The following is a 25,670-nucleotide window of genomic DNA, read 5'->3' on the forward strand; positions in this document are numbered from 1 at the left end:
ATGGCGATGCTGGAGCGGGTCGGCGAGCGAGGCCGGGCTGATCACGACGGGGCACGGCAGGCGGGCACGCCAGTGCGGCACGCGCGCATGGCGGGGCCCGGGCGACTCCGGACGCGCGCTGATGCCGCGGCCGGCGCCCGCGCGAAGGAGCTTTTCGGGGTACTGCCGATGGCGATGCTGGAGCGGGTCGGCGAGCGAGGCCGGGCTGATCACGACGGGGCACGGCAGGCGGGCACGCCAGTGCGGCACGCGCGCATGGCGGGACCCGAGGCGACTCCGGCCGCGTGCGGCACCGCGGCCGGCGCCCGCGCCCGCTGCCGCGCCGGACGAGCCCGCGCCCGCCGTCGCGGCCGCACCCGCGGCACCGGCCGCGGCTCCGCACGCGTGCGTGCATGGACCACCCAAGGCCGTACCGCCGCGCTGCAAGGCCACCCCGGCCCGCGGACGTGCTCTCGCGTGCTCCGCGCCCAGCGCTCCGCTCAGGCGACCGCCGGGCCGTCCTCGGGACAGTCCTCGTAGGCGCGCAGCGGTGCGGCCGGAGCCACCCTCGGGTGGGGCCACGCCGAGCGCAACAGGTCGATGAAGGCCGCCGCCGCGCCAGTCGGTGGTACGCGGGAGAAGACCGTCAGCGTGCGCTTCCAGGGCGGTTCGTGGGCCAGGACGGCGCAGTCCTCACCGACGGCGTCGCGTACGAGGTGGGAGGGCACGGCGCAGACGCCGACCCCGGCGGCGGCCATCCGTACCGCCGTGGAGCTGTGCTCGGTGAACACGGCGGTGCGCGGGGTGAATCCGGCCCGGCCGCAGGCCCAGTCGAGGAAGCGTTCGCCCTGGACGACGGGTTCCATGGCGCAGCGCACCCAGGGCCGGTCGGCGAGTTCGGGCAGCGTCACCGTCGTCCGGCCGGCGAAGCGGTCGTCGAAGGGCACGACCAGGACGATGTCCTCCTCGCCGACCGCCACGACGGTGCCGGGCCAGCCGGCGGGAGCCGGGCCGACGGCGAGGTCGGCGGTGCCCCGCTCGACCTGTTCCTCCAGGGCCTCGGAGGAGGCGTACTCGTGCAGGTGCAGCAGGACCCGTGGGTGGGCGGCGCGCCAGCGGGCGAAGACGTCCGGGAGGACGCCGACCGCCACGGAGTGGACGGCGGCGATGTGCAGTTCGCCGCCCTCGGCGCCGGCGGCGGCGCGGGCCGCGCGGCGGGCCTGGGCGGCGCTGCGCACGGCGAGCTCGGCGTGCGGCAGGAAGGCCCGGCCCATCGGCGTCAGCCGCACGCCGCGCGGCAGGCGCTCCAGGAGCGCGCCGCCGACCGAGCGTTCCAGGGCCTTGATCTGGTGGGAGAGCGCGGGCTGCGACACGTGCAGCAGTTCGGCCGCGCGGGTGAAGGACGCCTCTTCGACGACGGTCAGGAAGTACTCCATCTGCCGCAGGCTCAAGACCCCTCCCATAAACGCCCTGCATCGGTTCCACAAGAACATTGCCTTGGACTCATGGCAAGGGGCGGGCGGAGGCTGAGGGCATGAACTCATCGGACGTCAACTCATCGGACGTCATCGTCATCGGCGGCGGCACCGGCGGTTACGGCACCGCCCTGCGTGCCGCCGTTCTCGGTCTCGACGTCGTGCTCGTCGAGCGGGACAAGGTCGGCGGGACGTGTCTGCACCGCGGCTGCATCCCCAGCAAGGCGATGCTGCACGCGGCCGAACTCGTCGACGGCATCGCGGAGGCGCGCGAGCGCTGGGGTGTGAAGGCGACCCTGGACGCCGTCGACTGGCCGGCGCTGGTGGCCACGCGCGACGACATCGTGGCCCGCAACCACCGGGGCGTGGAGGCCCATCTCGCGCATGCGGGCGTGCGGGTGGTGAGGGGCAGCGCCCGGCTGACGGGGCCGCGTTCCGTGCGGGTGGAGGGCGCTGCCGCCGGCCAGGGCGCGCGGGGCTTGACCGCCCGCCGCGGCATCGTGCTCGCGACCGGCTCACGCCCGCGCGCGCTCCCGGGGCTCGAGCCGGACGGCCGGCGCGTGGTGACCAGCGACGACGCCCTCTTCGCGCCCGGGCTCCCGGCGTCGGTGCTGGTGCTCGGGGGCGGCGCGATCGGTGTGGAGTACGCCTCGTTCCACCGTTCCCTGGGCGCGGAGGTCACCCTGGTCGAGGCCGCCGACCGGATCGTCCCGCTGGAGGACGCCGACGTGAGCCGTCATCTGACCCGCGGTCTGAAGAAGCGCGGCATCGACGTCCGGGCCGGTGCCAGGCTCCTGGACGCCGAGGTCCTCGGCGACGGCGTACGCGCACGGGTGCGCACCGCCCGGGGCGAGACCGTGACGGTCGAGGCGGAGCGGCTGCTGGTGGCGGTCGGGCGGGCCCCGGTCACCGACGGCCTGGACGTGGCCGCGGCGGGCCTCACCACGGACGAGCGGGGTTTCGTCGTGCCGGCCGACTCGGACCGGCTGGAGACGGCCGTGCCCGGGATCCACGTCGTGGGCGACCTGCTGCCGCCGCCGTCGCCCGGACTGGCCCACGCGTCCTTCGCGGAGGGGCTGCTGGTGGCCGAGACGCTGGCCGGTGTGCCGTCCCTCCCCGTGGACTACGCGGCCGTGCCCAGGGTCACGTACTCGTCGCCGCAGACCGCGGCCGTGGGGCTGAGCGAGGCCGAGGCACGCGCGCGTGGACACGAGGTGGTGGCGAACAGCATGCCGCTGACCGCCGTCGCGAAGGGCATGGTGCACGGGCAGGGCGGCATCGTGAAGGTCGTCACCGAGGCGGGCGGCGGGCGCGTGCTGGGCGTGCACCTGGTGGGCCCGCACGTGTCGGAGATGATCGCCGAGAGTCAGCTGATCGTCGGCTGGGACGCCGAACCGTCCGACGTGGCCCGGCACGTCCACCCTCACCCGACCCTGTCGGAGGCGGTCGGCGAGGTGTTCCTGACCCTGGCCGGACGCGGGCTCCACCAGCAGTGACACCGCGCCGGTGACGCCACGCCCTCAGCAGGGGCCACACACCGTCCATGGCTCCCGCCGCACTCCCGCCGTCGGTGCTTCCGGGCGCCCCCTGGAGGCTCCCCGGCCATGCTCTTGACACCGCACCATGGCCGTGGGGTACTGCGACTGCGAACTCGGGCGGATGTGACGGGGGTGAGTGTCCTGCCGGAGCTGCGCTACCCGACGGTGACCGAATTGGTCTCTGCTGCCCGGGCGTTGACCGCTCACCGCCCCGGAGTGTGCACCCTGCGGCAGGTGGGTGCCTCGCGGGCCGGCAGACCTCTGCACCTGCTGTCCGTGGGCCGCGCCCGCCGAGCCGTACTGGTGGTCGCCGGCGCCCACGCCAACGAGCCGACCGGCTCCTGCACCCTGCTCGCGCTCGCCCGGCGGGTGCTGGCGCAGCGGGAGTTGCGGGACGGCATGTCCTGGCACTTCCTGCTGTGCGCGGACCCCGACGGGGCGAGCCTGCATGTGACGCCGGCGCCGCGCAGCCTGTTCGACTACCACCTCGGCTTCTTCCGCCCCGCGGGCCCGGAGCAGCCGGAGTGGGCGCCCTCCGTGCTGCCGCCCGACCGGCTGCCGCCCGAGACCCTGGCCCTGACCGGCGTCATCGACGAGCTGCGGCCCTACCTCCAGGTGACCCTGCACGGCACGGATCTGGGCGGCAGCTGGGTGCAGCTGACGAAGGACGTGCCCGGTCTTGCCGAGCCGTTCGCCAAGTCCGCGGCGGAGCTGCACATCCCGGTGGAGACCGGTGCCTCGGACGCCGCGGGCTGGCCCGCCTCCGGACCGGGGGTGCATGTGATGCCCGCGCCGGGGATCGGTCCGGCGTACCCGAGCCTGCCGGACGACGCGCGGCACAGCACCTGGTTCCACGCCCATCGGTACGGGGGTCTGACCGCGGTGGTCGAGGTGCCGATGTGGGCGAGCGACCTGGTGGACGACCCGGCTCCGCATCCGGCCCCGGCGGCGGCGATCGGCCGGCTCGCGCGCCGGCTGCAGCGCGACGCGCTGGAGGTGACGCGCGTGCTCGACGGCGCGCTGCCCCGGCTGGCGGACCTGGACGGGCCGTTGCTGCGGGCCGCCCAGTGGGGTCTGGAGCTGGTGCCGGGGCTGGCCGCCGACCTGGTCCACACCCTGCCCGCCGACCGCACCATGGCGTACGTCGGCAGCGTCGACGCGTTCGTGCGGCGGGTGCCGCTGCGGGCGGCGGCCATGCTGCTGCGGGTGCTGCGCGGGACCGACGACCGGGCGGCCAAGCAGCTCGAGGAACTCGTCGCGACCTGGAGCGACGCTTTCGCGGAACGTTTCCGCGCCCGCTGGGTGCCCTTGGAGCACCAGGTCGAGCACCAGTCCCGCACGGTGGTCGCGGCGGCGCTGCACGCGCGCGAGGGGGCGTCGTAGGCCCCGTGCGGCGTTCAGTCCCGCTGCACCGGCACCGCCGCCCCGGCCTCTCGAACACCTGTGTGCCGCGCGGCCAGCTCGAAGACACAGAGCACCACGCGTGTCTGGTACTCCGCCTGGCGTGCCACCGGGATCCAGCGCGCCCCGCAGCCGTCTCGGTAGTCGGCGCACCACGCGTCGATCAGCCGGTCCAGCTCCGGCAGGGCCCCGGCCGGGTCGCGTCCCGCCGCCCGCACGAGCTGGTGCAGCAGCCCCGCGGTGCGCAGCACCAGCCGTCGCCCGGAGATGCGCAGGGCGGCCAGATGGGCGGTGGTCAGGGGCGGGAGGGGGTGTGCCGCGCCGCCGCCGGTCTCGGGATCCCAGGCGTCGGCCAGGCCGGGGCAGACCAGTAAGTAGTCGTCGACCGGGGCGAGCAGGCGCGCCGCTTCGGGCACGGCGGCCAGGTGCGGGCGGATCCGGGCCAGCAGGTGCCGCAGAAGCCCCGTGTCATGGCGCAGGGCGCGGCTGACGGCCCGTAGCACCGCGTCCTGGTCGGCGGGCGGGGAGCCGTCCGACACGGCCGCCACGCCCCACATGGGCGCCTCGACGACCGCGGTGACGGTGCCGTGGCCGTGCGGGTGGAACCACGTCGACTCGACGGCCGCCTCCGTGATGGCCGCGGCGAGGCCGGCCCGGCGCGGCGGCGGGATCCGGTAGACGGCGGGTCCGAGGCCCGGCCAGTACAGGGCGTCGTACGCGCCGAGTTCGCGGGGAACGCCGAGCCGGGCGGCGATGCGGGCGAGGCGCGGGGCGAGGCCGGGCAGGTCGCGGGTGAGCTCGACGAAGCCGCCTCCGATGTCCACGCCGTGCAGGGAGCACTGGAGGAACGGACGGAGTTCGTCCTGGACGTCGAGGAGCGCACGGGTCTCGGGCAGGGCGGCGCCGGCCGCGCCGTCGGGCAGCCATTCGGGCTGTTCGAGGAAGCCGGGCCGGAAGAAGTTCCGGAAGTACTGGCCGAGGGTGTACGGGCCGGTGAGCCAGCCTTCGTTGCGGCGCAGTCCGTCGGGGTCGAGGCAGAGCAGCAGGTTCCAGGTGGCGTCGGCGCCCTCGGTGAGCCGGGTGTCGGCCAGGGCCCGCTCGGCCAGGCGCAGCACGGTGGCGCCGCCCACGGGTTCGTTGGCGTGCGGGCCGGCGACGACGAGGGCCTGGCGGCTGCCGTGGCCGACGGAGAGCAGCCAGAGGGGGGTGCCCGCGCGGGACGTGCCGATCCGGCGCAGCCGGGCGTCACGGGGGTGGCGGGCGACGAGGGCGGCGGCCCGGGCGCCCAGTTCGTCGACGGTCGGGTAGCGCGGGAGGGGCGGCAGGGCACACCTCCCCCATGCGATGCCGTCGGTTCACCAGGTGTAGATGGCGTACGCACAGTGAGTCACGACTTCAGGGGTACGTCAACACCATGGACGGCAACGGGATTTGAGCCACCCTGGCGGGCGGGCGGCCGACAACTCCCAGGCCGGGGCCCGGGAGTGCCTCGGTTTCAGGTCAGCCGGACGCCGGCCGGGCTCCGGTCAGCCGGAACGTCATCTGCCCGAAGCCGACCTGGTCGCCCTCGCGGACGAGGGCCGCGCCGACGACCCGCCGGCCGTTCACGGTCGTGCCGTTGGTGGAGCCGAGGTCGCGCAGGACCCACATGCCGCCCTGGTGGCGGAGTTCGGCGTGCACGCGGGAGACGGTCTCGTGGCTGAGGCGCAGCCCGCTGGCGGGGTCGCGGCCTATGCGCAGCGGATGGCCGTGCGCCGGGTGGGGCAGCAGCAGTTTGGGCAGCCGCTCGGCCTGCCAGGCCCGGCGCAGCCGTTCGGTGAATCCGGAGACCGCCTCGACGGTGCCGAACACCATCCGGGAGAACCGGCTCTCCGTGGGCAGGTCGGCGGTGAGCACGGCGAGCTCGTCCGGGCGGCGGGCGGTCAGCGCCAGTTCCATGCGACGGACGAACGTGTCATGGGACAGACGGCCCATGGCGACGCCGTCACGGAGCACCTTCAGCGCCCTGTCGCGCTCCACGTCGGAGAGCCGCGCGGGGTACGTGTTGAACTCGAAGGACGACGTCACGCTGGTGATTGTCGGGCAGCGCGGCCGGGCTGTCCAGAAAACGGGAAAACGGCCGCCACGCGCGCGTACCCGGCGACACCTGCCGCAAAAGGGAGGATGCGGCAGCGGATTGATCTCTTTTGACGCACCATGGACGGGCTACATCACGGTGAGCAGACGAAGGGGAACCGTCCGTGCAGTTCGAGGTGTGGGCACCGCAGGCCGCCCGGGTGACGCTCCGGTGCGACGACGTCACATGCGCGTTGGAGCGCGATCCGGAACGGCCGGGGTGGTGGCGGGGCGAGGCCGAGGCGCGCGACGGGTCCCGGTACGGCTTCGCGCTGGACGACGGGCCCGTGCTGCCCGATCCGCGCTCGCGGCGGCAGCCGGACGGCCCGGACGGGCTGAGCGCGGTCGTCGACCACGAGCGGTACGCGTGGCGCGCGCGGTGGACCGGGCGGCCGCTGCCCGGCGCGGTGCTGTACGAGCTGCACGTGGGGACGTACACGCGCGAGGGCACCCTGGACGCGGCCGCGGAGCGGCTCGGCCATCTCGCCGAACTGGGCGTCACACACGTGCAGCTGATGCCGCTGTGCCCCTTCCCTGGCACCCACGGCTGGGGGTACGAGGGCGTCTCGCTGTGGGCGGTGCACGAGCCGTACGGCGGACCCGAGGCGCTGAAACGCTTCGTCGACCGGGCCCACGAACTCGGCCTGGGCGTGGTGCTCGACGTGGTGCACAACCACTTCGGCCCGTCCGGCAACTACCTGCCGGTCTTCGGGCCGTACCTCACGGACACGCACCACACGCCGTGGGGCGCGGCGGTCAACCTGGACGCGCCCGGGTCGGACGAGGTGCGCGCGTTCCTCGTCGGCAGCGCGCTGGCGTGGCTGCGCGACTACCGGATCGACGGGCTGCGCCTGGACGCGGTGCACGCGCTGGTGGACACCCGCGCCCGGCACTTCCTGGAGGAACTGTCGTCGGCCGTCGACGCTTTGGCCGCCGAGGTGGACCGGCCGCTGTTCCTGGTCGCCGAGTCGGATCTGAACGACCCGCGGCTCATCACCTCCCGCTCGGAGAACGGCTTCGGGCTGCACGCGCAGTGGAACGACGACTTCCACCACGCCCTGCACACCACGCTGACCGGCGAGTCGCAGGGCTACTACGCCGACTTCGCGCGCGCTGGGCTCGGCGGGCTCGCCAAGACCCTCAGCGGCGGCTGGTTCCACGACGGCACGTACTCGAGCTTCCGCGAGCGGCACCACGGACGCCCCCTGGACCGCACGCGCGTGGCAGGGCACCGGCTTCTCGGCTACAGCCAGACCCACGACCAGGTCGGCAACCGCGCCCAGGGGGACCGGCTTTCGGCCCTGCTCTCCCCCGGGCTGCTGGCCTGTGCGGCGACGCTGACCCTTACGGCGCCGTTCACGCCGATGCTCTTCATGGGCGAGGAGTGGGCCGCCGACACGCCCTGGCAGTTCTTCACCGACCACACCGACCCGGAACTCGCGGACGCCGTACGGCGGGGCAGGCGGCGGGAGTTCGCGGCGCACGGCTGGAAGGAGGAGGACGTGCCCGACCCGCAGGATCCGGCGACCCGGGACCGCTCCTGCCTCGACTGGTCCGAACCGGAACGCGAGCCGCACGCGCGTGTGCTGGCCTGGTACCGGCGGCTCCTCGCCCTGCGCCATGAGCAGCCCGATCTGACCGACCCCGACCTCGCCGACACCAAGGTGGCCTGCGACGAGCAGCGCCGCTGGATCGCCTTCCGGCGCGGGGACGTCCTCGTGGCGGTGAACCTGGCGCGGGAACCGGCGGCGCTGTCCCTCGGCGTACCGCACGCGCGTGTGCTGGCCGCGTGGGAGCCGGTCGAGACGCCCGGGGCCGACGGGGTGGTGCGGCTGCCCGGGGAGTCGGGCGTGGTGCTGCTGCAGGAGTGACGCGGCTGCGACGGCGCCCGGCTACAGGGCGTCGTCGTCCGTCTCGCGCAGGTCCGTCACGCGTTCCAGCAGGATCGGCTCCCAGGCGTGGCGCAGCCGCGTCCGCGACACGGCGAGCCGGCCCGCGTCGCCGCCCGTGAGGGCCTCGGCGAGATGGACGACGGTGTCGCAGCGGGCGAGCCACAGGCCGCGCAGACAGGGCCGGGCGCCGTAGCCGGCGAGGGTGGCGGCGCGTACGGCGGCGGGGGATCCGACGGCGAGCGCGAGTCCCGCGATGTCCTCGGCCGGGTCCCCGACGACCGCGCCGGCCCAGCCGAGGACGCCGCGCACCCGGCCGTCGGCGCTGACCACGAGGTGGCCGCCGGTGAGGGCGTGGTGGGTGAGGACCGCCGAGCCCGGCTGGGCGGCGAGCTGGGCCGCGGCGGCCTGGGTGAGCTGGTGCAGGCGTGCGGCGTCGAACTCGTCGGCCTCGGCGCAGTGTTCGGCGGCGCGCACGGCGGCCCGGCGCAGCGCCTCCAGGGAGCGCGGCGCGGCGCGCGGCACACCGAGGGTCTCGGCCTGCCGGACCGGCACCTCGCGCAGTCCGGTGAGCAGTGCCGCGAGGTCGGCCTCGCCGACGGCGGACACGTCGTGCTCCTCCCCCGAACCGCCCGGCACCTTGGTGTCCAGCGTGTAGGTCAGCCCGGCCGCCCACTCGCCGTGCGCCACGCTGGCCGGCACCGCCACCGGGATGTGCGGGCGGACGAGGTCGCGCAGGCGCAGTTCGCGGCGCTGGCGCACGGTGGCCTCGCGGTCGGGGGCGAGGCGCAGCACATGGCGGGTGCCGACCCACCAGGTGGCGGGTTCGGCGCCCCGGGTGGCGGGCCGGACGTCGGGGCCGGTGCCTTCCCTTCCCTGCTTGGTCTCCTTGCCGTCCTTGAGGAGCGAATGGACCAGCCGGCGGACGGTGTCCGCGGTGGGTGTCGGTGCCTGGGTCATGGTCGCGCCGTTGCCGTTCGGGAGGCGTGGTGGGGACATGGTGGCGTCACTCCACTATGACCAGCTCGCGGGACGTGGTGTTCAGGCGCCGCCCGCCGTCCTCGGTGACGGTCACGATGTCCTCGATGCGCACACCGAACCGGCCCGGCAGATAGATGCCGGGTTCCACGGAGAAGCACATGCCGGGTACGAGGGGCTGCAGCTCGCCCTCGATCATGTACGGCGGCTCGTGGGTGGTGACGCCGATGCCGTGTCCGGTGCGGTGGATGAAGTACTCGCCGTAGCCGGCGTCGGCGATGACCGCGCGGGCGGCCCGGTCGACGTCCTGGCAGGTGGCCCCCGGCCGCACGGCGCGGAAGCCGGCCTCCTGGGCGGCCCGCACGATGTCGTGCACACGGCGTTCCTCTTCGGTGGGTTCGCCGACGTGGACCGTGCGGGAGGTGTCGGAGCCGTAGCCGTCCCGCAGGCCGCCGAAGTCGAGGACGACCATGTCGCCGCGTTCGATGACGCGGTCGCCCGCCTCGTGGTGCGGGTTGGCGCCGTTCGGGCCGGAGGCGACGATGGTGAAGTCGACCTGCTCGTGTCCGTGCCGGCGCAGGTGCCGGTCGAGGTCCGCCGCCACCTCGGATTCCCGGCGGCCGGCGAACGGGACGTTCCGGATCTCCTCGAACGTCGCGTCGGCGGCGGCTCCCGCGGCCGCCATGAGCTCCAGTTCGACCGTGTCCTTGACGGCGCGCAGCATCGGCAACGCCTCGGTGAGCGACGCGTAGGAACCGGCGGGCATGGCCTGTTGCAGCGCCAGCAGGTGCAGGGCCCAGGCGTTGTCGCTGATGCCGAAGCGGCCCGAGGCGTCGAGCAGGGCGGCGGTGGCGGCGTAGGGGTCCTTGCCGTCGGTCCAGTCGCGGAAGGTCAGGGCGGGCGCGCCGGCGGCCTTGTGCGCGTCCGGGGCCTCCAGGGCGGGGACGACGAGGATCGGGTCCTGTCCGGCGGCGAGGACCAGCAGGGTGAGCCGTTCGGTGACCGCGGGGGGCGTGTAGCCGGTGAGCCAGACCAGGTCCGGTCCCGGGGCCACCAGCAGGCCCGCCAGACCCGCCTCGGCGGCCGTGAGCGCGGCGCGCTCCATGCGGGCCCTGTAGTCGTCGGCGGTGAAGGTCGCGGCCGTGCTTCCGGTCATCCGGGCCTCCCAGGACGGGCGAAGGGGCTACGGGCAGACATCCTGCCCGGCCGGAGGGGGCGGCGCGAGCCGTCTGTGGACTTCATCCGAACATCTCCACTAACGGCAGTTGATTGCTCAGGCATTAGTTCTAATGCTTATATTCACTGCATCCATTAGCCGTTCGACCGAGGGGGCCTACGGCCGTGCTCGTACTCGCACACATCAGCGATCTGCATCTGGACGGAAGCGCGCGGGCGACGGAGCGCGCCGAGCGCGTCCGCGACCGGTTGCGAGAACTGCCGGGCCGGGTCGACGCGCTGCTCGTGACCGGGGACATCGCCGACCACGGCACGGAACCCGAGTACGAGGAGGCGGCCCGCCTGCTCGGGCTGCGCGACGGCGACGCCCCCTTCCCCGTGCTGACCTGCCCGGGCAACCACGACAGCCGCGTGCCCTATCGCAAGGCGCTGCTGGGCCTGCCCGGGGCCGAAGGGCCGGTCAACAGCGTGCAGGTCTTCGACGACGGCGCCGTGCTGATGTGCGACTCCAGCATCCCGGGGAGCGACGACGGGGAGCTGGACGAGGAGACGTACGACTGGATCGAGTCGACCCTGGACGAACTCGACGGCAACCTTCCGGTCCTGCTCGCCTTCCACCACCCGCCGGTGGCGCTGCACCACCCGCTGCCCGACTCCTGCCGGCTGCGTCACGCCGACCGGCTGGCCGGGCTGCTGACCCGCCGGCCCGAGATCGCCGGTCTGATCACCGGCCATGCCCACACCCCCGCCGCCTCCTCGTTCGCGGGACGGCCGCTGGTCTGCGGCCCCGGTGTGACGTGGACGCTGCGGCTGCCCTGGGAGGGCGATCAGGTCGCGGACCGGGACGCGCCGCCCGGCCTCGCCTTCCACGTCCTGGACGACACGGGGCGGCTCACGAGCCACTTCCGGGTGGTCACGTGACGACGGCCGGTACGACCGTCAGCTGCTCGTAGCCACCGCTGCGGTGCCGCACCGTCAGCCGGACCTCGGAACCGGGCCGGGCACGGGCGACGGCTCGGGCCAGGTCGGCGGCCGTGTCGACACGGGTCGTGCCGAAGACGAGGAGCAGGTCGCCGCGCTTCAGGCCCGCCGCGTGTCCCGGGCCGGGGACATGGATCCCGACGACCAGGGCTCCCGGCTTCCCGGCGTCCATGACCTGCACGCCGAGGGTCACGGCGGCGGGCACGGACGCGGCGGCGGACGGTGCGGGGCCGGGGGCCGGCGGCTTGCGCCACCCTCGCGGGTCGAGGACTGTGCCCGTACCGGTCATCGTGACGCCCACTGCCCCGAGGCCGATCCCGGAGAGGACAAGGACCGCGCCCAGCAAGGCGGCGAACAGCGCGTTGACGAGCCGCCGGCCGCGCCGCCGGGCGGTGCGCGGGCGCGGCCGGGCCGGACCGGCCTCGGTGGCCGGCACCGGCGCGCCGGGCTCCTGACCGGGCATCGGCTTGGGTCGCAGCGCGGTCTGTTCCATGGCTCGCCTCCGGATGGTGCCGATCGCCTCCGGCGGATGCGGAACGATCACGGCTGGTGCTCTACCCGGCACCTCGGCACACGACGAGCCACGAACGAGTGAGACTGACCGGCACCGGATGGGGTCATAAAGCCCTGTCAGGGAGGCCGGAACCGGGACACGGCTCGCACCGCGCCCGACCTTTCGGGCGCGGTGCGAGCCGGGGATCGGATCAGCCCGTGTGGCCCTCCCCATGGCCGCCGTGGGCGCCGCCGTGGTCGAACTTCAGCACCGGAGCCGGCATCACGACGAAGGGCCGCATCATGCCCATGTCCTCGTGCTCCAGCAGATGGCAGTGGTACATGAACCGGCCGTGCGCGCCGTCGAACTTCCCCATGACCCGCAGCAACTGGTTGCCGGGCGCCCGGAAGACGTCCTTCCAGCCACGCTCGTTGGGCGCGAGCGGGATGCTCGTGCCCGCGTCGTACCGGATGGGCGTCCGTGTGCCGCCCACCTCCGGGTCGAAGCCCGAGACGTCGTAGGCGTCGCGGCCGAGGAGCTGGAAGTCGGCCAGGTGGATGTGCATGGGGTGCACGATGGGCGCGAGGTTGAGGAAGCTCCACTGCTCGTGGCTGCCCTCGGCGATGGTGTAGCCGAGGGCGTCGTTGAACGTCCGTGCCGTGCGCCGGTAGGTCCTGGTCTTGTCGTCCGGGCCGGTGACCTGGATGACGCCGTCCGTGGGGACCTGGATGTCGCCGGGGTTCTTGACCTCGGCCATCTCCCACATCTCGGGGTGGCCGCCGGCCCCCTTCGTGGCGGGCGGGGTGAGGACGACCAGGCGGTGACCGTGCCCGATGTCGTGGGTCAGACGGCGGAAGGATCCGGACAGCACCGTGGGCAGTTCGAAGGTGTCCGGCTCGCAGGTCTCCCCGACCCGGAACTCCATGACGGCCGGATACGGCACGTCACCCGCCGGGTCGGGCACGCCGGGCGGCTGGTTGCGCCCCTTGTTGACGAGACGCAGCGTCCTTCCCGCCAGGCCCCGGAAGTCGGCCAGCAGGTCGAACCGCTCGGCCGGGGCCGCCGTCAGCGTCGGCAGGGTCCCGTCGAAGTCGACCGGGACGGGGCGCGGCAGCAGCCCGCCGTCGCTGCCGATCTGGTGGAGCACGCCCGGGACCGGGTTGTTCTCCTCGTCGACGAGGACGAGGTCGTAGATGCGCGCGTTCGAGGCGTTGACCAGCCGGAACCGGTACCAGCCCGCGTCGACTCCGGCGTACGGCCAGATCCGGCCGTTGACCGTGGTGTACGGCCCGGTGAACGGGATGGAGACGGGCTTGCCCGTCTCCGGGTTCTTGTCCTGGACGATGATGGTCTTGTGCAGCAGCCGGCCGTTGAGGCGGCCGTCCTCGTCCGTGTCGAGGTTGCGGTCGGCGAGCAGCAGCGGGATCTCCCGCTCCCCGGACGGGAGATGAAGGGCGTCCTCCTCGTCGTCACGCACGAGGTAGGTGCCGTACAGGCCCGTCATCACGTTCCACCGGGTGATGTTCATGGCGTGGTCGTGGTACCACCACTGCACCGCCTGGTGATCGTTCGGGTACTCGGAGAGCTGGGCGTCGCCGTGGGCGACCGCGTTGTCGGCCCAGCCGTCGTTGCCGCCGCCCGTCTGGGCGCCGTGCAGATGGGTCACGGACCAGGCGGGCAGGGCCGCGACGTCCTTGTTCGGCTCGGCTCCGTCGCGGCCGGGTTCGGTGCTCGACTGCGGGCGGCCGTCCCGGCGCAGCTTCACCTCGACGGAGGTCACCGGGTATTCGCTGTCCCGGGGAATGCGGTTGGTCCAGGCGATGCGCACGCGCTGCCCGCGCCGGACCTCGATGGTCGGGCCCGGCACCTGGCCGTCGTAGCCCCACATCAGGGTCGGCGGGAGCTGCGGGTGCAGGCGCACCCAGGTCGGGCGCAGGGCGATCTCCGTCTCGCGCAGGACGTCGCCGGAGGCGGGACGCAGGACGGGCGGGACGGGCAGCCGCGCGACGTACGGCGTCAGTTCGGCCGGTGCGGGCGCCTGGTCCCGCGTGTCCATGGCGTCGGCCGGCTTGTCGATGATGTCGGTCAAGGTGAAACCCCCGTGTGGTGCGTTGTCTGTTCCCCTCACTCAGGAAGACTTCCGGCGCACCACCGGGGGTTCCGTCATGTCCCGTTCCGCGTTGATCTGGCCGGAAAGCGTCGCCTCAGCGGAAGGCGGGGACAGGCACGGCCGGCGGCCGGTCCGGGAGGAAGCCGTGGGCACGCCGGGACAACCACTCGTCCTTGTAGCGGTCCACCTCGCGATGCCAGTTGAGGATGCCCGCCATCCAGTTCCGCAGGTCCTCCACATACGTCCCCATGGCCGCGCGCGCTTCCTCCGTGAGCTGGAAGTCGTCGTACAGGATGGGCAGTTCGTGCTCGACGACGTGCTCGAACTGGCGCATGCGCTGGCTCATCAGGTCGTGCACGATGCCGAGCCCGGTCGGGTAGTCGCAGCCGAAGAAGTTCTGCACGACGAGGATCGCGTTGTGGATCTCGCCCTCGAACTCGATCTCCTTCTGGTACGAGAAGACGTCGTTGAGGAGGCACGCGAAGTCCATCGCGGCGTTCTCCAGGGAGCGGACCGGGCCGCTGCGGTAGACCTCGGGCGGGACGGCCGGGCCGTGTCCCATCCGGCACAGGCTCAGCGTGAGGTCGGAACCGAAGGTCGCCCGGCGCATCTCCAGGTAGTCGACCGGGTCGGGCACGCGGTTCTGGAGCTGGTTGGACAACTCCCACACCCAGCTCTCGGTCATGACGTTGATCGCGTCCTTCAGGGTGTGCCGCGCATCGGGAGTCATCTCCGCGGTGGTGCGCACCCACAGATCGAGCAGGCCGCGCTCCATGGCGTTGACCGGGAGCAGCGGCTCATCGCCGTCGACGGGCATGCAGTCGGACAGCCGGGCCGTGGTCAGCCGGGCGGCGGCGAGGTCACGGCGGTGGCCGTAGACCAGGGGGTAGTAGTCGTCGCCGTAGGTGCCCCAGGCGAGCCACTGCGCGCTGAGGTCGAGGGCCTCGGGGGTGGCGTCCGGGTCGAGGCCGGCCGAGCAGAGGGCGAGGTCGTAGGCCCGGAGCTTGTCCTCGTCCCAGACTCCCTCGGCGAGGATGCCCATGCGGTCCGCCCAGTCGCGCAGACTCCGGCGGGCGTTGTCCAGGTGCGGGCTGAGCTCCAGGGGGAACGGCATCCGGATGTCGGGGATCCGCGACGGCCCCACCTTCTGGTACGGCACGTGCGTGTAGGAGCGCAGCCGCTCGGCGCCGGCCGCCGTGAACAAGGCGCGGACGTCGACGGCCGAGGTGCCGATGCCGGTGCATCCCGGCCATGGGCTGCTGCCGCGCACCGCGTTCTCGTTCATGTAGCGGCTGGAGCGCAGATGCCACTCGTGGCCGCCGGACTGCCAGTCCTGGAGCCCCTTGGTGTACGCCGCCACGGCCGCGACCTCGCCGGGGGTGAGCCCGTTCTCCAGGGCCACCGCGGGCACTTCGGTGAACGCCGTGTGCTCGAACTGGTGGAGGCGGGAGGTGAGGACGTCGTTGACGGTGTCGGCGGCCTCCTGGGTGGTGCAGCCGAAGAAGGTCTCCAGGACGAGGACGCCGTTGCTGAGCTCGCCCTCGTCCTCGACCTCCCGCTGGTAGGAGAACAGGTCGTTGCGCAGGTGCACGGCGTCGGAGAACGTCTCCATCAGCACCCTCAGCGGCCGCGATCCGGCCACGGCGGCGGGCACTTCGGCCGTCGCGTACTCCACGAGCCCCGCCGACCAGGGAGCGCCGCCCACCTTGCGGCGCATCTCGATGTACTCGACGGGGTTGGAGATCCGCCCCTCGTTGATGTTGGACAGCTCCCACATGGACTCGTTCAGCAGGTGCTCGGTGGCCACGGCGAAGCGGCGCCGCCAGCCCTCCGACATCCTCGGCACGGTGCGCGCCCACAGATCGGCGAGGCCCGCCTCGACGGGGTTCTCCGGTTCCGGTACGGGAGTCGAGAGGTCCAGCGGCATGAACAGGGGCAGCCGGTCCAGGTGGGCCTTGCCGGCGAGGCGGTCCTGGCTGCGCTTGTACATCTCCAGGAAGTGGTCGTCGAAGAAGAAGACCCACACGTACCAGTCGGTGATGAGGGAGAGGGCCGGGCCGTCGCAGTCGGGGTGGGTGTAGGCGCAGAGCAGGCCGTAGTCGTGCGCGTCGAGGTCGGCCTGCTCCCAGACGCCGGATCCCTCCAGCATGCCCATCTCGCGCGCCCATTGCGTCGAGTGGGCGCGGGCCTCTTCGACATGGGGGTTCAGCCGCGCGGGGTGCGGCATGTAGAAGTGCGGGAGTTCGAACGGCTGCGTCATGGCCGGGGCCCTACCCGGCGCCCCGCGGCGGCATCCACGGGGCGGGACATGATCACACCATCGCGTGAATCGAACGTGAAAGCCGGCGGCCTGGAGGCGGTCCGACCTAGCCGGGGACCCGCACCTGGATCAGTGCGTGGGTGCCGCTGGTGCGCCAGCGCTGGTCCTCGGCCGCGACCAGTTCGGTCTCCGTACGGCTGTCGAGGCCGGTGATCACGTCGGACTTCAGGGTGCGCAGGGCGGCGACCGGGCCGGGGAAGTACGCGGTGACGTCCGTGAAGGGAGTCGTCGGGGACCAGAGCCGGTCGCCCACCAGGCGGCGGTAGTTGAGGTCGCCCTTGAAGATCGTGAGCGTGGCCGAGGCGAACTCTGCGCGCAGGTCGGCGGGCATCTCCTGGTACGGCAGCGGGGCGCTGGAGAAGGGGTGGGCGCGCAGGGTGAGGCGGCCGTCGGCCAGGGCCGACCACAGCTGCCGTCCGAAGTCGGCGGCCGCTCCCCCGGCTCCGGTCAGCCGGCGCAGCGCGTCGACGACGTCCGCGGTGGTGGCGTCGGAGACGTAGTAGGGGTACGGCTTGACGTGCAGGACCGCCCGTCCGATCCGGCCGTGGGCGAGGAGGTGGGCGATCAGCAGCAGGTCGGGCACGAGTTCGCGGCCCGCGTTGTCGGCGACCAGGCACAGGGTGCCGGTTCCGGTGCCGGTCCCGCCGAGCACGGACCACAGCCTGTCACTGTCGTCGGCCACAAGGCCGGGCGCGGCGTCCGCGTCCCGCGCTCCCTCGGCGGAGAGGCGGAAGCCGAGGTCGGCCCGGTTGCCCCAGAGGGAGCCGTGCAGCAGGGCCTGTGCCTGTTCGGCGGCGGGCCGGCCGGAGAGGTCGTCGAGTGCGGCCAGTTCCTCGTCGGTCTCGGCGGAGTCGAGTTCGGCCAGTTTGAAGGGGCGGAAGGGGTCGATGCCCTGCCAGGGACCGGGCCCGAACCAACCGACGGCCTGGAGCAGCCGGCGGTAGAACCAGCTCTCGGACCACAGCCACGGCACGTCGAACCAGGAGCGGCCGGTGTACTCGCTCAGCCCCCAGGTCTCCCAGAGGCCCCGGTCGTGCGCGTCGGCGGGGAGCGGTTCGATCCCGCCCTTGGTGCAGTTCTCCAGCAGGTCGTCGAGCGCGCGGTGCTGCCCCGGTTCGTAGGGGAAGGCCTCGCGGACCTGGCGGATGATCGCGGGGTGCCGCTCGGCCAGCACGCTGTGAGGGAACGAGCCCGGCTGGTCGCCGAGGAGCACGGGTGCGGAGGGGGTGTCGGGCATGCGGCTCACCGTAGCGCGCGGGTCTCTCGCACCGGCCGGCCCCCGTCGCAGCCCCAGGGGCCTTGCCCACCCGGTCAGACCGGGGCGATCTCCCGCTCCAGGCGGGCCGCCAGGCTCAGATAGCGGGCGCGGCGGGTCACCGGGACCAGGCTGCGGATGAGTATGTTCCACATCTCGGCCGTCCTGCGGGGCTGGCGCGCGACGGGCTCGCGGGAGCGGCCCACGACCCGGGTGCCGACGAAGAAACAGACCAGGGAGTGGGCCACCACATCGATATCGATGTCCGGGTGGACGTCGGATTCCTTGACCGCGCCGACGAGCCGGCTGGTGACGATGTCCAGCCACTCCGTGAAGGGGTGGCTCAGCGGCGGCCGCGGCTGGATCCCGCCGGTGGCCAGCCGCAGGCCGGCCCTCAGAACCGGGTCCTCGACGGACATACGGGTGATGCCGAACGTGAGGCGCATCACCGCCTCCAGCGAGGTGTGGCCGCGGTTGTCGGTCTCCGTCGCCAGGCGGTTGGCGGTGTGCGACTGGAGTTCGAGGATCGCGTGGGCGAGATCCTCCTTCGCCGCGAAGTGGAAATACAGGGCACCCTTGGTGACCTGAGCGTGCTCCACGATGTCGCTGAGACTGGTCGATTCGTAGCCGCGACGGTCGAACAGGTCAGCGGCGGCCGTGATGATCGTCGAGCGGGTCTGCTCGGCTCGCAACTGCCTCGCCATCGGCTGAACTCTCCCGGGACGGAAATGTACGGGTCATGCCGTTTGTTTTTACCCGCCGTACACGATAACTCACCCTCAGACGAAGCTCATCACACCAGTGTGCCGGAGTGCGGGTGCACATCCGGCAAAACAATCGCAACTGGTGAAAGAAAACAGCGCGTTCGGTATCTAACTGTGGGGGTTGTGCGGGCAGACGTAAAGGCGGGCCGGCCGGTGCCCCATCCGCACCGGCCGGCCCGCCCGCTCGTGACCGCGAATCAGAAGGTCAGCTTCCAGCTGTTCAGCGTGCCCGTGTCCTGCGCCGCGGTGTCCTGGACGCGCAGCTTCCAGGTGCCGTTGGCGGTCTCGCTCGACGCGTTCACCGTGTAGGTGGTGTTCACGTTGTCGGCGGAGTCCGACGCGGCGGACTTCAGGCGGTACGTCGAACCGTCCGGCGCGACGAGGTCGATGACGAGGTCGCCGCGGTAGGTGTGGGTGATGTCGACGCCGACCTGGAGGGCCGAGGGGGCGTTGCCGCTGCGGCCGGTGACGCTGATCGGCGACTCGATCGCCGTGCCGTTGTCCGGGACGGCGACGGCGGTGGTGCTGGAGAAGGTCGTGCCGGTGGACGTGCCGCCCTTGACGGCCTGGACCGTCTTGGCCGCGTCGGCGAGACCGGCGCCGCAGCCGCCGGAGCAGGTGCCGGGCAGGGCGCGGGCGTTGGCCTTGATGGCCGACTCGATCTGCGCCGGGGTGAGGGCGGAGTTCGCCGACTTCATCAGCGCGGCGAGGCCCGCGACGTGCGGGGTGGCCATGCTGGTGCCCTGGTAGTAGGCGTAGTTCTCGCTCGACGGCGTCTTGGTGCCGGAGTTCAGCGTGGACAGGATGCCGTTGGCGGTGGAGGTGCGGGTCTCGCCGCCGGGGGCGGAGATGTCGACGAGCGAGCCGTAGTTGGAGTACGAGGCACGGCTGCCCGCGCGGTTGGTCGCGGCGACCGAGATGACGTTGTTGCAGTTCGCCGGGGAGGAGTTGGAGACGTTCTGGTTCTCGTTGCCGGCCGCGACGACGACCGAGGTGCCACGGTTCACTGCTCCGGTGATGGCGCTCTGGGTGGCGGTGGAGCAGGCGCCGCCTCCGCCGAGGCTCATGTTGATGACCTTGGCGACGTTGGTGTTGGCGGGAACGCCGGAGACCGTGCCGCCGGAGGCCCAGGTGATCGCGTCGATGATGTCGGAGTCGTAGCCGCCGCACTTGCCGAGGACGCGGATCGGGGAGATCTTCGCGCCGTAGGCGATGCCGGCGACGCCCTTGCCGTTGTTGGTGGCGGCGGCGATGGTGCCGGCCACGTGGGTGCCGTGCCAGGAGGAGTTGGAGGCCGGGATGCCCGCGCCGCACTCGCCCGCGTTGTACCAGTCGCCCGGGTCGGCCGGGTTGCTGTCGCGGCCGTTGCCGTCGACGGAGACGGCGGTGTCGGAGATGAAGTCGTAGCCGCCGACGATGTTCGCGGCCAGGTCGGAGTGGGTGACGTAGCCGGTGTCGATGACGGCGACGGTGACGCCGCTGCCGGTGGTGGTGTCCCAGGCGGCCGGGACGTTCATGCCCGCGGTGGACTCGAACAGGTCCCACTGCTTGCCGTAGTCGGTGTCGTTCGGGGTGACGGCCGTCGGCTTGTTCAGGCGGTCCGGGACGACGTAGGCGACCTGCGGGTCGGCCTCGTACTGGGCGACGACATCGGCGACGGACGTCCGGGTGGTGTCCGCGCCCAGCTCGACGAGGGCCGCGCCGGTGCCGAGGCGGCGCTGGAAGTCGACTTCCTCGCCCGTCTTCTCGGCCTTGGTGGCGGCGTCGGCGGCCGCGGCCTTGTTGGACTTGGCCTCGGCGGCGCCGGACTTGTAGCCGACGATGAGGCGCTCGGCCGGGGCACCGGGGGCGGCCTCGGTCTGCGCGGCCGGGACGGCGGCGGGGCGGGGCGCGGACTCCTGGGCGACGGCGACCGAGGCGGGGGCGGCGGTCAGCAGGGCGGCGGAGACGGCGGCGACGGATATCAGCTTCCGTCTGAGCTCTGGGGAGATACGCACGGTCGATGCCTTTCGTGGCCGGACTCCGGGCTGGGCGGAGCGGCGGTGGAGTCGCTTCGTCCTCGAAGCGGAGGGGGGTGGTTCGAAAAGCGAGGAGCGACGCGATGGCCGGCCAGGCGCGAGTGGGGTGCGGACCCGTTCGGGGTTACCTGTGGGTCAGCAGTGCTCGAACGATAGGCAAAGGGAAGGTCATCGGGATACGGGGGAAACCCTCGATCCGGCCGGGAACCGACCCTCTATGGCGGGCAGTTGGGCGCGAATGGCCCGTTTTCGAACGCACCGTGCGTGGTGAACGCGCCGGGACGGTTTCCCGTACTGCACTACCGACGTTGCCGCCCCGGCCGAGGAGACACAGAGGGATGCCTCGTACGACCGCACACCGCACCGCACTCGCGGCCGCCCTCGTGACCCTGCTGCCGCTGTGGGCCGCGGGACCGGCCGGGGCGCACGGTGCGCCGACGGATCCGGTGAGCCGGGTGGTGGCCTGCTCCCCCGAGGGCGGCGATCGCGCCGGCTCGGCGGCGTGCCGCGCGGCCGTCGCCGCGAACGGCACGCCCTTCACGGCCTGGGACAACCTGCGGCTGGCGAACGTGAACGGCCGGGACCGGCAGGTCGTCCCCGACGGGAAGCTGTGCAGCGGAGGGCTGCCCGAGTACCGGGGCCTCGATCTCGCCCGCGCAGACTGGCCGTCGACCCGGGTGGAGCCCGGCGCGGCGCTGCCCCTGCGGTACGTCTCGACGATCCCGCACACCGGCACGTTCCGGATGTACCTGACGAAGCCGGGCTACCACCCGGCCGGGCCGCTGTCCTGGTCGACCTGCCCGAGAAGCCGTTCGCCGAGGTGACGGACCCGGCCCTGACGGACGGCGCCTACCGCCTGGAGGCGACCCTGCCGTCCGACCGGACCGGGCGTCACGTGCTGTACACGGTGTGGCAGAACAGCAGTACCCCGGACACCTATTACTCGTGCTCGGACGTGGTGTTCCCGGAGAAGAGCCGGCAGAGCAAGAGCGAGCGGGCCGACGAGGAGACGGAGGTGCCGGAAGAGGACACTGCCGCCCCGCGGCCGCAGGGCGAGCACACCCCGGTGGCCGCCACCTCCGGCCCCGACTCGGGCCCGTCCACGCCCATGCTGGCGGGCGGCGCCGCGGCGGTGCTGGTGCTCACCGGCGGCGCCGCCCTGGCCGTACGACTACGGCGACGCTGAACTACCGCTGATCGTCGGTCAGTTGACGTTGACCGCGACACCGCCCTTGGTCACCGGGGCGTACTTGGCGGTGAAGAAGGCGTTGGCGAAGCACAGCGACGAACCGGACGTCTTCGTGAACTGCTGGTTGGTGAAGGAGATGCTGTGGTCGGCGTTGCTCGCCGTGCCGGTCAGGCTGGGGGCCTGGTAGACGCAGGTGATGGTGCCGAGCAGGGTGCGCAGCTTGACCGTGGACTGGATGGCGGAGCTCGCGCCCGGGGTCACGGAGACGGTGCCGTCGGAGGACACGCTGGTGGTGTAGGGCAGGTTGTCGACGGTGATGCCGCTGACGCCGAGCACACCGGTGATGTTGGCGGTACAGCCGCTGGTGTCGAAGGTGTGCGAGGCCAGGGTCTCCGTGGCGGTGCCCGGAGCGGCCGGGTTGGCGGTGACCTTGGCGGAGAACGCCGACGAGGTGCAGGAGATGCCGCTGGTGCCGGTCGCGCTGGAGCGGAAGGTGGCGGCGGTGCCGCTCGCCAGGGACGCGTCGAGGACGTCGCCGACCGCGACGGCCGCGCCGTCGGTCGTGGTCAGGACCGGGGTGTCGGCCGCCGAGGCGGGGGTGGCGAGGCCCAGGGCGGCGACGGCGGCGGTGAGGGCGAGCAGGGTGCGTGTACGCATGCGGGTGTACCTCTTTCGGAAGCGGGGGTGAGGGGGACGCGCATCGGCGTCGCCGTCGCCGGTCCGTCACGCCTTCTCCGTACGTGACGGACCGGCAACGGCGGTCCGGTCACCGGCCGGAGGCACGCACGGGGACGCGGCTCTGGCCGGGCCGGGCGGGGGGTGGCTGGTGGCGTGGCGAGATACCCGTTCAGGACGGGCGGCCTTGGGGCACGCGGGCGGTGCCGCGTGGCGGATCCGGCGCCACGGATCCGGTGAGACGAGGAGAGTTGTAGACCTGCCGGTCAGTCAACGTCAAGGCTTATCAAGGGAGTTGTGCGTCGGCTGACAGTTTCCGAACGAAGGGGACTCACATGCGGCGCACATTCAACACTCTTTGTTCACACTTCCCTTGACCCTTCATGTAACCCCCGGTAACTTCCGAGTCGGCTACCGCGTCGTAGCGCAGACGTACGCGGTCGGTGTCCGCGCCAGGGCAACGTGCCACCGAAGTCCGATCCGCACCGACACGCACCTGGAGCAGACATGACCTCCTCCGCCGAGCACACCCCCGAAAGACCGGACGGCCCCGCCGCCGACGACGTCACTGACGTGCCGGCGCGCCGCGGGCGGGTCCGGGCACGCCGGGCCGCGGTGATGGCGGTGCCGGCCACCCTGGTCGCCGCGGGCCTCGCGGTCCTCACCGCGGAGGGGGCGCTGGGCGTGCAGTTCGCCATCTCCGGTATGCCCTTCACGGTCACAGCGACCGAGCTGAAGGGCAACGGCTTCGCACAGTTCGGCGGTCTGGACGAGATGGCCGAGGGCAGCCCCAACGCGGGTGAGACCGGCGGCCAGGTCCTGGTCGTGACCTCCGTGATCAAGGACGCGACGCTCACCAAGCTGTGCCAGAGCGTGGACCTGGGCGGCACGAACCTGATCATCAGGGCGGGTGAGGGCACGAAGAAGGTCCGGGCCACCGACCTGACGACCGACTCCACCCAGCTCTCGGGCGACGCGGCCTTCACCAACATCGAGATCGGCAACGACGCCAGCAAGCTCAACAAGGCCGGAGACCTGGGCCGCGGGCCGATCGGCGTGTTCAGCCAGCAGTCCGACACCGTGCGCATCGCCAACCTGCGGCAGACCAACTACGCCACGACGGCCGGTGTGTTCAAGCTGCCGGGGCTGAAGCTGGGCTTCAGCGAATCGGGCTGCTGATGCCCGGCGACCCACGCGGGAAGTCCCGGTCCGCGTTCCACCGGTGGCGGGCCGGCCGTCCCTTCTGGGGCGGGCTGCTGCTCACCCTGGGCGGGGCGGAGGTCCTGCTCACCCTGAAGGCGTCGCTGGACGTCATCCTGCACGTCGGCATGCAGGGTCTGGCCGGCTATCTGTTTCCGGTCGTGATGCTGCTGTGCGGCGTACTGATCCTCTTCAATCCCTCCCAGCGCCTGTTCTACTCGGTCATCGGCGTGCTGGTCTCCCTGGCGACCTGGATGACCTCGAACCTGGGCGGCTTCTTCGTGGGCATGCTCCTGGGCGTCGTCGGCAGCTGCCTCACCTTCGGGTGGCTCCCGGACCAGGAGCCGCGCGTCAGCCGGCGGCAGCGCAGGAAGGCCGCCAAGGCGGCGCGGGCGGCGGGGCCCCTGGAGCGGGAGGCCGGCCAGACCGTCTGAATCAGGCCCGGTGAGCCTGTTCAGGCCAGTGATCCCGCATCCCCTGGCGTCGCCCGGGTGCGGCGACTTGGCTGGACGGGCCGCGCCCTCGCCCACGAGGCGTGCGCGCGGCGTACGAACTGCCGTCAGCCCAGGGAGAGTCCGATGGATCAGACCCACCCGATTGTGATCGACCCGACCGGCCGCGACATCCACGGCGAGGCGACCCGGATCCGCGAGCGCGGCCCCGTCACCCCCGTCGAACTCCCCCACGGTGTCCCGGCCTGGGCGGTCAGCAGCACCCCGCTTCTGAAACGGCTGCTCACCGACCCACGGGTGTCGAAGAACCCGCGCCGGCACTGGCAACGCTGGATCGACGGCGAGGTCTCACCCAACTGGCCGCTGTTCACCTGGGTCGCGGTGCAGAACATGTTCACGGCCTACGGCACCGACCACAAACGCCTGCGCACCCTCGTCTCCAAGGCGTTCACCGGCCGCCGCACCAACGCGCTGCGGCCTCGGATCGAGGAGATCACCGGGGCACTGCTCGACCGGGTCGCCAAGGCCGGGGCCGGCGGCGGCGCGGACGGCCACGCGGTCGACCTGCGGGAGGAGTTCTGCTACCCGCTGCCCATCCAGGTCATCGGCGAACTGCTCGGACTGCCCGAAGAGCTGGGGGACGAGCTGAGGATCGTGGTGGACGGCGTCTTCCACACCTCGGCCGACGCGGCCGAGGTCGCCGACATCTACGCCCGGTTCTACGCCGTCCTCGGTGAGCTCGTCGCCGTGAAACGGGCGGCACCCGGCGACGACCTCACCTCCGCGCTGATCGCGGCCCACGAGGAGGAGAGCGGCACACGGCTCAGCGAGCAGGAGCTGCTCGACACGCTGATGCTGATGATCAGCGCAGGTCACGAGACCACGGTCAACCTGCTCGACAACGCCGTCCACGCGCTGCTCACCCATCCCGAGCAGCTCGCGCACGTCCGCGCCGGGCGCGCCTCCTGGGACGATGTGATCGAGGAGACCCTGCGGGCCGAGGCACCGGTGGCCAGCCTGCCGCTGCGGTACGCCGTCGAGGACCTGCCCCTCGGTGAACTGGGCGGCCCGGACGGCGCGGTGATCCGCAAGGGCGAGGCGATCCTCGCCGCGTACGCCGCCGCCGGACGCGACCCGGAGCACCACGGCCCGGACGCCGCCGTCTTCGATGTCACCCGCGCCGCGAAGGACCATCTGGCCTTCGGGTACGGCGTCCACCACTGCCTGGGCGCCCCGCTCGGCCGGCTGGAGGCGCGCGTGGCCCTGCCGGCCCTGTTCGAACGGTTCCCCGGCCTCACCCTGGCCGTACCGGCCGAGGAGCTGCTGCCGGTGGACTCGTTCATCTCGCACGGCCATCGGACGCTGCCGGTTCTGACGGGCTGACGGGTGCGGCGGAGGGCGCCGGATCCCGGAGGTCCGGTTCTCCGGAGGCCGGTTCCCCGGCGCCCTCCTCCTTCAGTGCCTTCGCCTCGCTCTTGAGGATCCGCATCGAGCGGCCGAGTGAACGCGCCGTGTCCGGCAGTTTCTTCGAGCCGAACAGGACGATCACGACGATCCCCACGATCAGCAGGTGCCAGGGCTCCAGTCCGTTGCGCAGCACGTCATGCCCTCCCTCTCTTCAACAGTTGCTACATTGCGCAACTGTACAACCCCCGGGCGAGA

General features: G+C 72.5%; 21 protein-coding genes and 1 pseudogene. 8 read left to right on the top strand and 14 right to left on the bottom strand.

The window, feature by feature from the left end; genetic code table 11:
* A partial coding sequence (locus AC07DF_RS30035) for a hypothetical protein (RefSeq protein WP_478978223.1) occupies positions 1 to 213 on the bottom strand: 213 nt, incomplete at its 3' end.
* A gap of 266 nt (positions 214 to 479) precedes the next feature.
* A complete protein-coding gene (locus AC07DF_RS30040) occupies positions 480 to 1,430 on the bottom strand; it encodes a LysR family transcriptional regulator (protein ID WP_478978226.1) in 951 nt (316 codons plus the stop codon).
* 83 nt (positions 1,431 to 1,513) lie between these two features.
* On the opposite strand from AC07DF_RS30040, the gene lpdA reads away from it, so the two are divergent.
* A complete protein-coding gene (gene lpdA / locus AC07DF_RS30045; protein WP_478978229.1) occupies positions 1,514 to 2,950 on the top strand; it encodes a dihydrolipoyl dehydrogenase in 1,437 nt (478 codons plus the stop codon).
* A 174-nt stretch (positions 2,951 to 3,124) separates the two neighbouring features.
* Positions 3,125 to 4,375, top strand: a complete 1,251-nt coding sequence (locus AC07DF_RS30050; protein ID WP_478978232.1) for a M14 family zinc carboxypeptidase — start codon at positions 3,125 to 3,127, stop codon at positions 4,373 to 4,375.
* 14 nt (positions 4,376 to 4,389) lie between these two features.
* Here the strand turns inward: AC07DF_RS30050 and AC07DF_RS30055 are convergent, their stop codons facing one another.
* Both AC07DF_RS30055 and AC07DF_RS30060 read right to left on the bottom strand, forming a co-directional pair.
* Complete coding sequence (locus AC07DF_RS30055; protein WP_478979249.1) at positions 4,390 to 5,718, bottom strand: M14 family zinc carboxypeptidase; 1,329 nt, start codon at positions 5,716 to 5,718, stop codon at positions 4,390 to 4,392.
* Positions 5,719 to 5,893: 175 nt separating this feature from the next.
* A complete protein-coding gene (locus tag AC07DF_RS30060) occupies positions 5,894 to 6,460 on the bottom strand; it encodes an FHA domain-containing protein (RefSeq protein WP_478978235.1) in 567 nt (188 codons plus the stop codon).
* A 173-nt stretch (positions 6,461 to 6,633) separates the two neighbouring features.
* Here AC07DF_RS30060 and treZ point away from each other — a divergent pair, with 173 nt between their 5' ends.
* The gene (gene treZ / locus AC07DF_RS30065) at positions 6,634 to 8,379 is read left to right on the top strand and encodes a malto-oligosyltrehalose trehalohydrolase (RefSeq protein WP_478978238.1); all 1,746 of its coding nucleotides are present in this window, start codon (positions 6,634 to 6,636) and stop codon (positions 8,377 to 8,379) included.
* Between the two features lie 21 nt (positions 8,380 to 8,400).
* On the opposite strand, the gene AC07DF_RS30070 is transcribed toward treZ, so the two are convergent.
* Both AC07DF_RS30070 and AC07DF_RS30075 read right to left on the bottom strand, forming a co-directional pair.
* Positions 8,401 to 9,357: an aminoglycoside phosphotransferase family protein gene (locus tag AC07DF_RS30070; RefSeq protein WP_478979252.1), complete on the bottom strand. Its 957-nt coding sequence runs from the start codon at positions 9,355 to 9,357 to the stop codon at positions 8,401 to 8,403.
* Between the two features lie 46 nt (positions 9,358 to 9,403).
* Complete coding sequence (locus AC07DF_RS30075; RefSeq protein WP_478978241.1) at positions 9,404 to 10,531, bottom strand: aminopeptidase P family protein; 1,128 nt, start codon at positions 10,529 to 10,531, stop codon at positions 9,404 to 9,406.
* Between the two features lie 185 nt (positions 10,532 to 10,716).
* Between AC07DF_RS30075 and AC07DF_RS30080 the strand changes: the two genes are divergently transcribed.
* Positions 10,717 to 11,472, top strand: coding sequence for a phosphodiesterase (locus AC07DF_RS30080; protein ID WP_478978244.1), 756 nt, complete (start codon positions 10,717 to 10,719; stop codon positions 11,470 to 11,472).
* Here the strand turns inward: AC07DF_RS30080 and AC07DF_RS30085 are convergent.
* The 6 genes from AC07DF_RS30085 to AC07DF_RS30110 form a co-directional block, all read right to left on the bottom strand.
* Entirely contained in the window at positions 11,465 to 12,025 is a 561-nt protein-coding gene (locus tag AC07DF_RS30085) for a PDZ domain-containing protein (protein ID WP_478978247.1), read from the bottom strand. The two genes, AC07DF_RS30080 and AC07DF_RS30085, sit on opposite strands and share 8 nt — an antisense overlap.
* A gap of 211 nt (positions 12,026 to 12,236) precedes the next feature.
* The gene (gene phsA / locus AC07DF_RS30090) at positions 12,237 to 14,081 is read right to left on the bottom strand and encodes an O-aminophenol oxidase PhsA (protein ID WP_478979256.1); all 1,845 of its coding nucleotides are present in this window, start codon (positions 14,079 to 14,081) and stop codon (positions 12,237 to 12,239) included.
* Between the two features lie 148 nt (positions 14,082 to 14,229).
* Complete coding sequence (gene cyc2, locus AC07DF_RS30095) at positions 14,230 to 16,395, bottom strand: germacradienol/geosmin synthase Cyc2 (protein ID WP_478978250.1); 2,166 nt, start codon at positions 16,393 to 16,395, stop codon at positions 14,230 to 14,232.
* A 106-nt stretch (positions 16,396 to 16,501) separates the two neighbouring features.
* Entirely contained in the window at positions 16,502 to 17,692 is a 1,191-nt protein-coding gene (locus tag AC07DF_RS30100) for a damage-control phosphatase ARMT1 family protein (RefSeq protein ID WP_478978253.1), read from the bottom strand.
* Positions 17,693 to 17,766: 74 nt separating this feature from the next.
* Positions 17,767 to 18,414 carry a ScbR family autoregulator-binding transcription factor gene (locus AC07DF_RS30105; protein ID WP_478978256.1) on the bottom strand — a complete coding sequence of 216 codons (648 nt, stop codon included), beginning with the start codon at positions 18,412 to 18,414 and terminating at the stop codon, positions 17,767 to 17,769.
* Between the two features lie 257 nt (positions 18,415 to 18,671).
* Entirely contained in the window at positions 18,672 to 20,471 is a 1,800-nt protein-coding gene (locus tag AC07DF_RS30110) for a S8 family peptidase (protein WP_478978259.1), read from the bottom strand.
* A 359-nt stretch (positions 20,472 to 20,830) separates the two neighbouring features.
* Here AC07DF_RS30110 and AC07DF_RS30115 point away from each other — a divergent pair.
* A pseudogene (locus AC07DF_RS30115) lies at positions 20,831 to 21,678 on the top strand (lytic polysaccharide monooxygenase).
* Between the two features lie 18 nt (positions 21,679 to 21,696).
* Here AC07DF_RS30115 and AC07DF_RS30120 read toward each other — a convergent pair.
* On the bottom strand, positions 21,697 to 22,338 hold the full coding sequence (locus AC07DF_RS30120; RefSeq protein WP_478978261.1) for a Tat pathway signal sequence domain protein: 642 nt from the start codon (positions 22,336 to 22,338) through the stop codon (positions 21,697 to 21,699).
* Between the two features lie 525 nt (positions 22,339 to 22,863).
* On the opposite strand from AC07DF_RS30120, the gene AC07DF_RS30125 reads away from it, so the two are divergent.
* The 3 genes from AC07DF_RS30125 to AC07DF_RS30135 all read left to right on the top strand — a co-directional run bounded on the left by AC07DF_RS30125 (position 22,864) and on the right by AC07DF_RS30135 (position 25,391).
* Positions 22,864 to 23,535 (top strand): DUF6230 family protein, encoded by a 672-nt coding sequence (locus tag AC07DF_RS30125; RefSeq protein ID WP_478978263.1) that lies wholly within the window; start codon positions 22,864 to 22,866, stop codon positions 23,533 to 23,535.
* Positions 23,535 to 23,990, top strand: coding sequence for a DUF6114 domain-containing protein (locus tag AC07DF_RS30130; RefSeq protein ID WP_478978266.1), 456 nt, complete (start codon positions 23,535 to 23,537; stop codon positions 23,988 to 23,990). The genes AC07DF_RS30125 and AC07DF_RS30130 overlap by 1 nt, the downstream gene beginning before the upstream one ends.
* Positions 23,991 to 24,134: 144 nt before the next feature.
* A complete protein-coding gene (locus tag AC07DF_RS30135; RefSeq protein ID WP_478978270.1) occupies positions 24,135 to 25,391 on the top strand; it encodes a cytochrome P450 family protein in 1,257 nt (418 codons plus the stop codon).
* Here the strand turns inward: AC07DF_RS30135 and tatA are convergent.
* Positions 25,348 to 25,608 carry a Sec-independent protein translocase subunit TatA gene (tatA, locus tag AC07DF_RS30140; RefSeq protein ID WP_478978273.1) on the bottom strand — a complete coding sequence of 87 codons (261 nt, stop codon included), beginning with the start codon at positions 25,606 to 25,608 and terminating at the stop codon, positions 25,348 to 25,350. The genes AC07DF_RS30135 and tatA overlap by 44 nt on opposite strands.
* Positions 25,609 to 25,670: the final 62 nt, after the last annotated feature.

Source organism: Streptomyces sp. NPDC044719 (assembly GCF_056433405.1).

Coding starts and splice junctions, on each gene's coding strand:
- AC07DF_RS30085 (WP_478978247.1), bottom strand. CDS start 12,025: ATGGAACAGACCGCGCTGCGACCCAAGCCGATGCCCGGTCAGGAGCCC.
- AC07DF_RS30075 (WP_478978241.1), bottom strand. CDS start 10,531: ATGACCGGAAGCACGGCCGCGACCTTCACCGCCGACGACTACAGGGCC.
- AC07DF_RS30125 (WP_478978263.1), top strand. CDS start 22,864: ATGACCTCCTCCGCCGAGCACACCCCCGAAAGACCGGACGGCCCCGCC.
- AC07DF_RS30130 (WP_478978266.1), top strand. CDS start 23,535: ATGCCCGGCGACCCACGCGGGAAGTCCCGGTCCGCGTTCCACCGGTGG.
- AC07DF_RS30135 (WP_478978270.1), top strand. CDS start 24,135: ATGGATCAGACCCACCCGATTGTGATCGACCCGACCGGCCGCGACATC.
- AC07DF_RS30120 (WP_478978261.1), bottom strand. CDS start 22,338: ATGCGTACACGCACCCTGCTCGCCCTCACCGCCGCCGTCGCCGCCCTG.
- phsA (WP_478979256.1), bottom strand. CDS start 14,081: ATGGACACGCGGGACCAGGCGCCCGCACCGGCCGAACTGACGCCGTAC.
- AC07DF_RS30070 (WP_478979252.1), bottom strand. CDS start 9,357: ATGACCCAGGCACCGACACCCACCGCGGACACCGTCCGCCGGCTGGTC.
- AC07DF_RS30105 (WP_478978256.1), bottom strand. CDS start 18,414: ATGGCGAGGCAGTTGCGAGCCGAGCAGACCCGCTCGACGATCATCACG.
- cyc2 (WP_478978250.1), bottom strand. CDS start 16,395: ATGACGCAGCCGTTCGAACTCCCGCACTTCTACATGCCGCACCCCGCG.
- AC07DF_RS30100 (WP_478978253.1), bottom strand. CDS start 17,692: ATGCCCGACACCCCCTCCGCACCCGTGCTCCTCGGCGACCAGCCGGGC.
- lpdA (WP_478978229.1), top strand. CDS start 1,514: ATGAACTCATCGGACGTCAACTCATCGGACGTCATCGTCATCGGCGGC.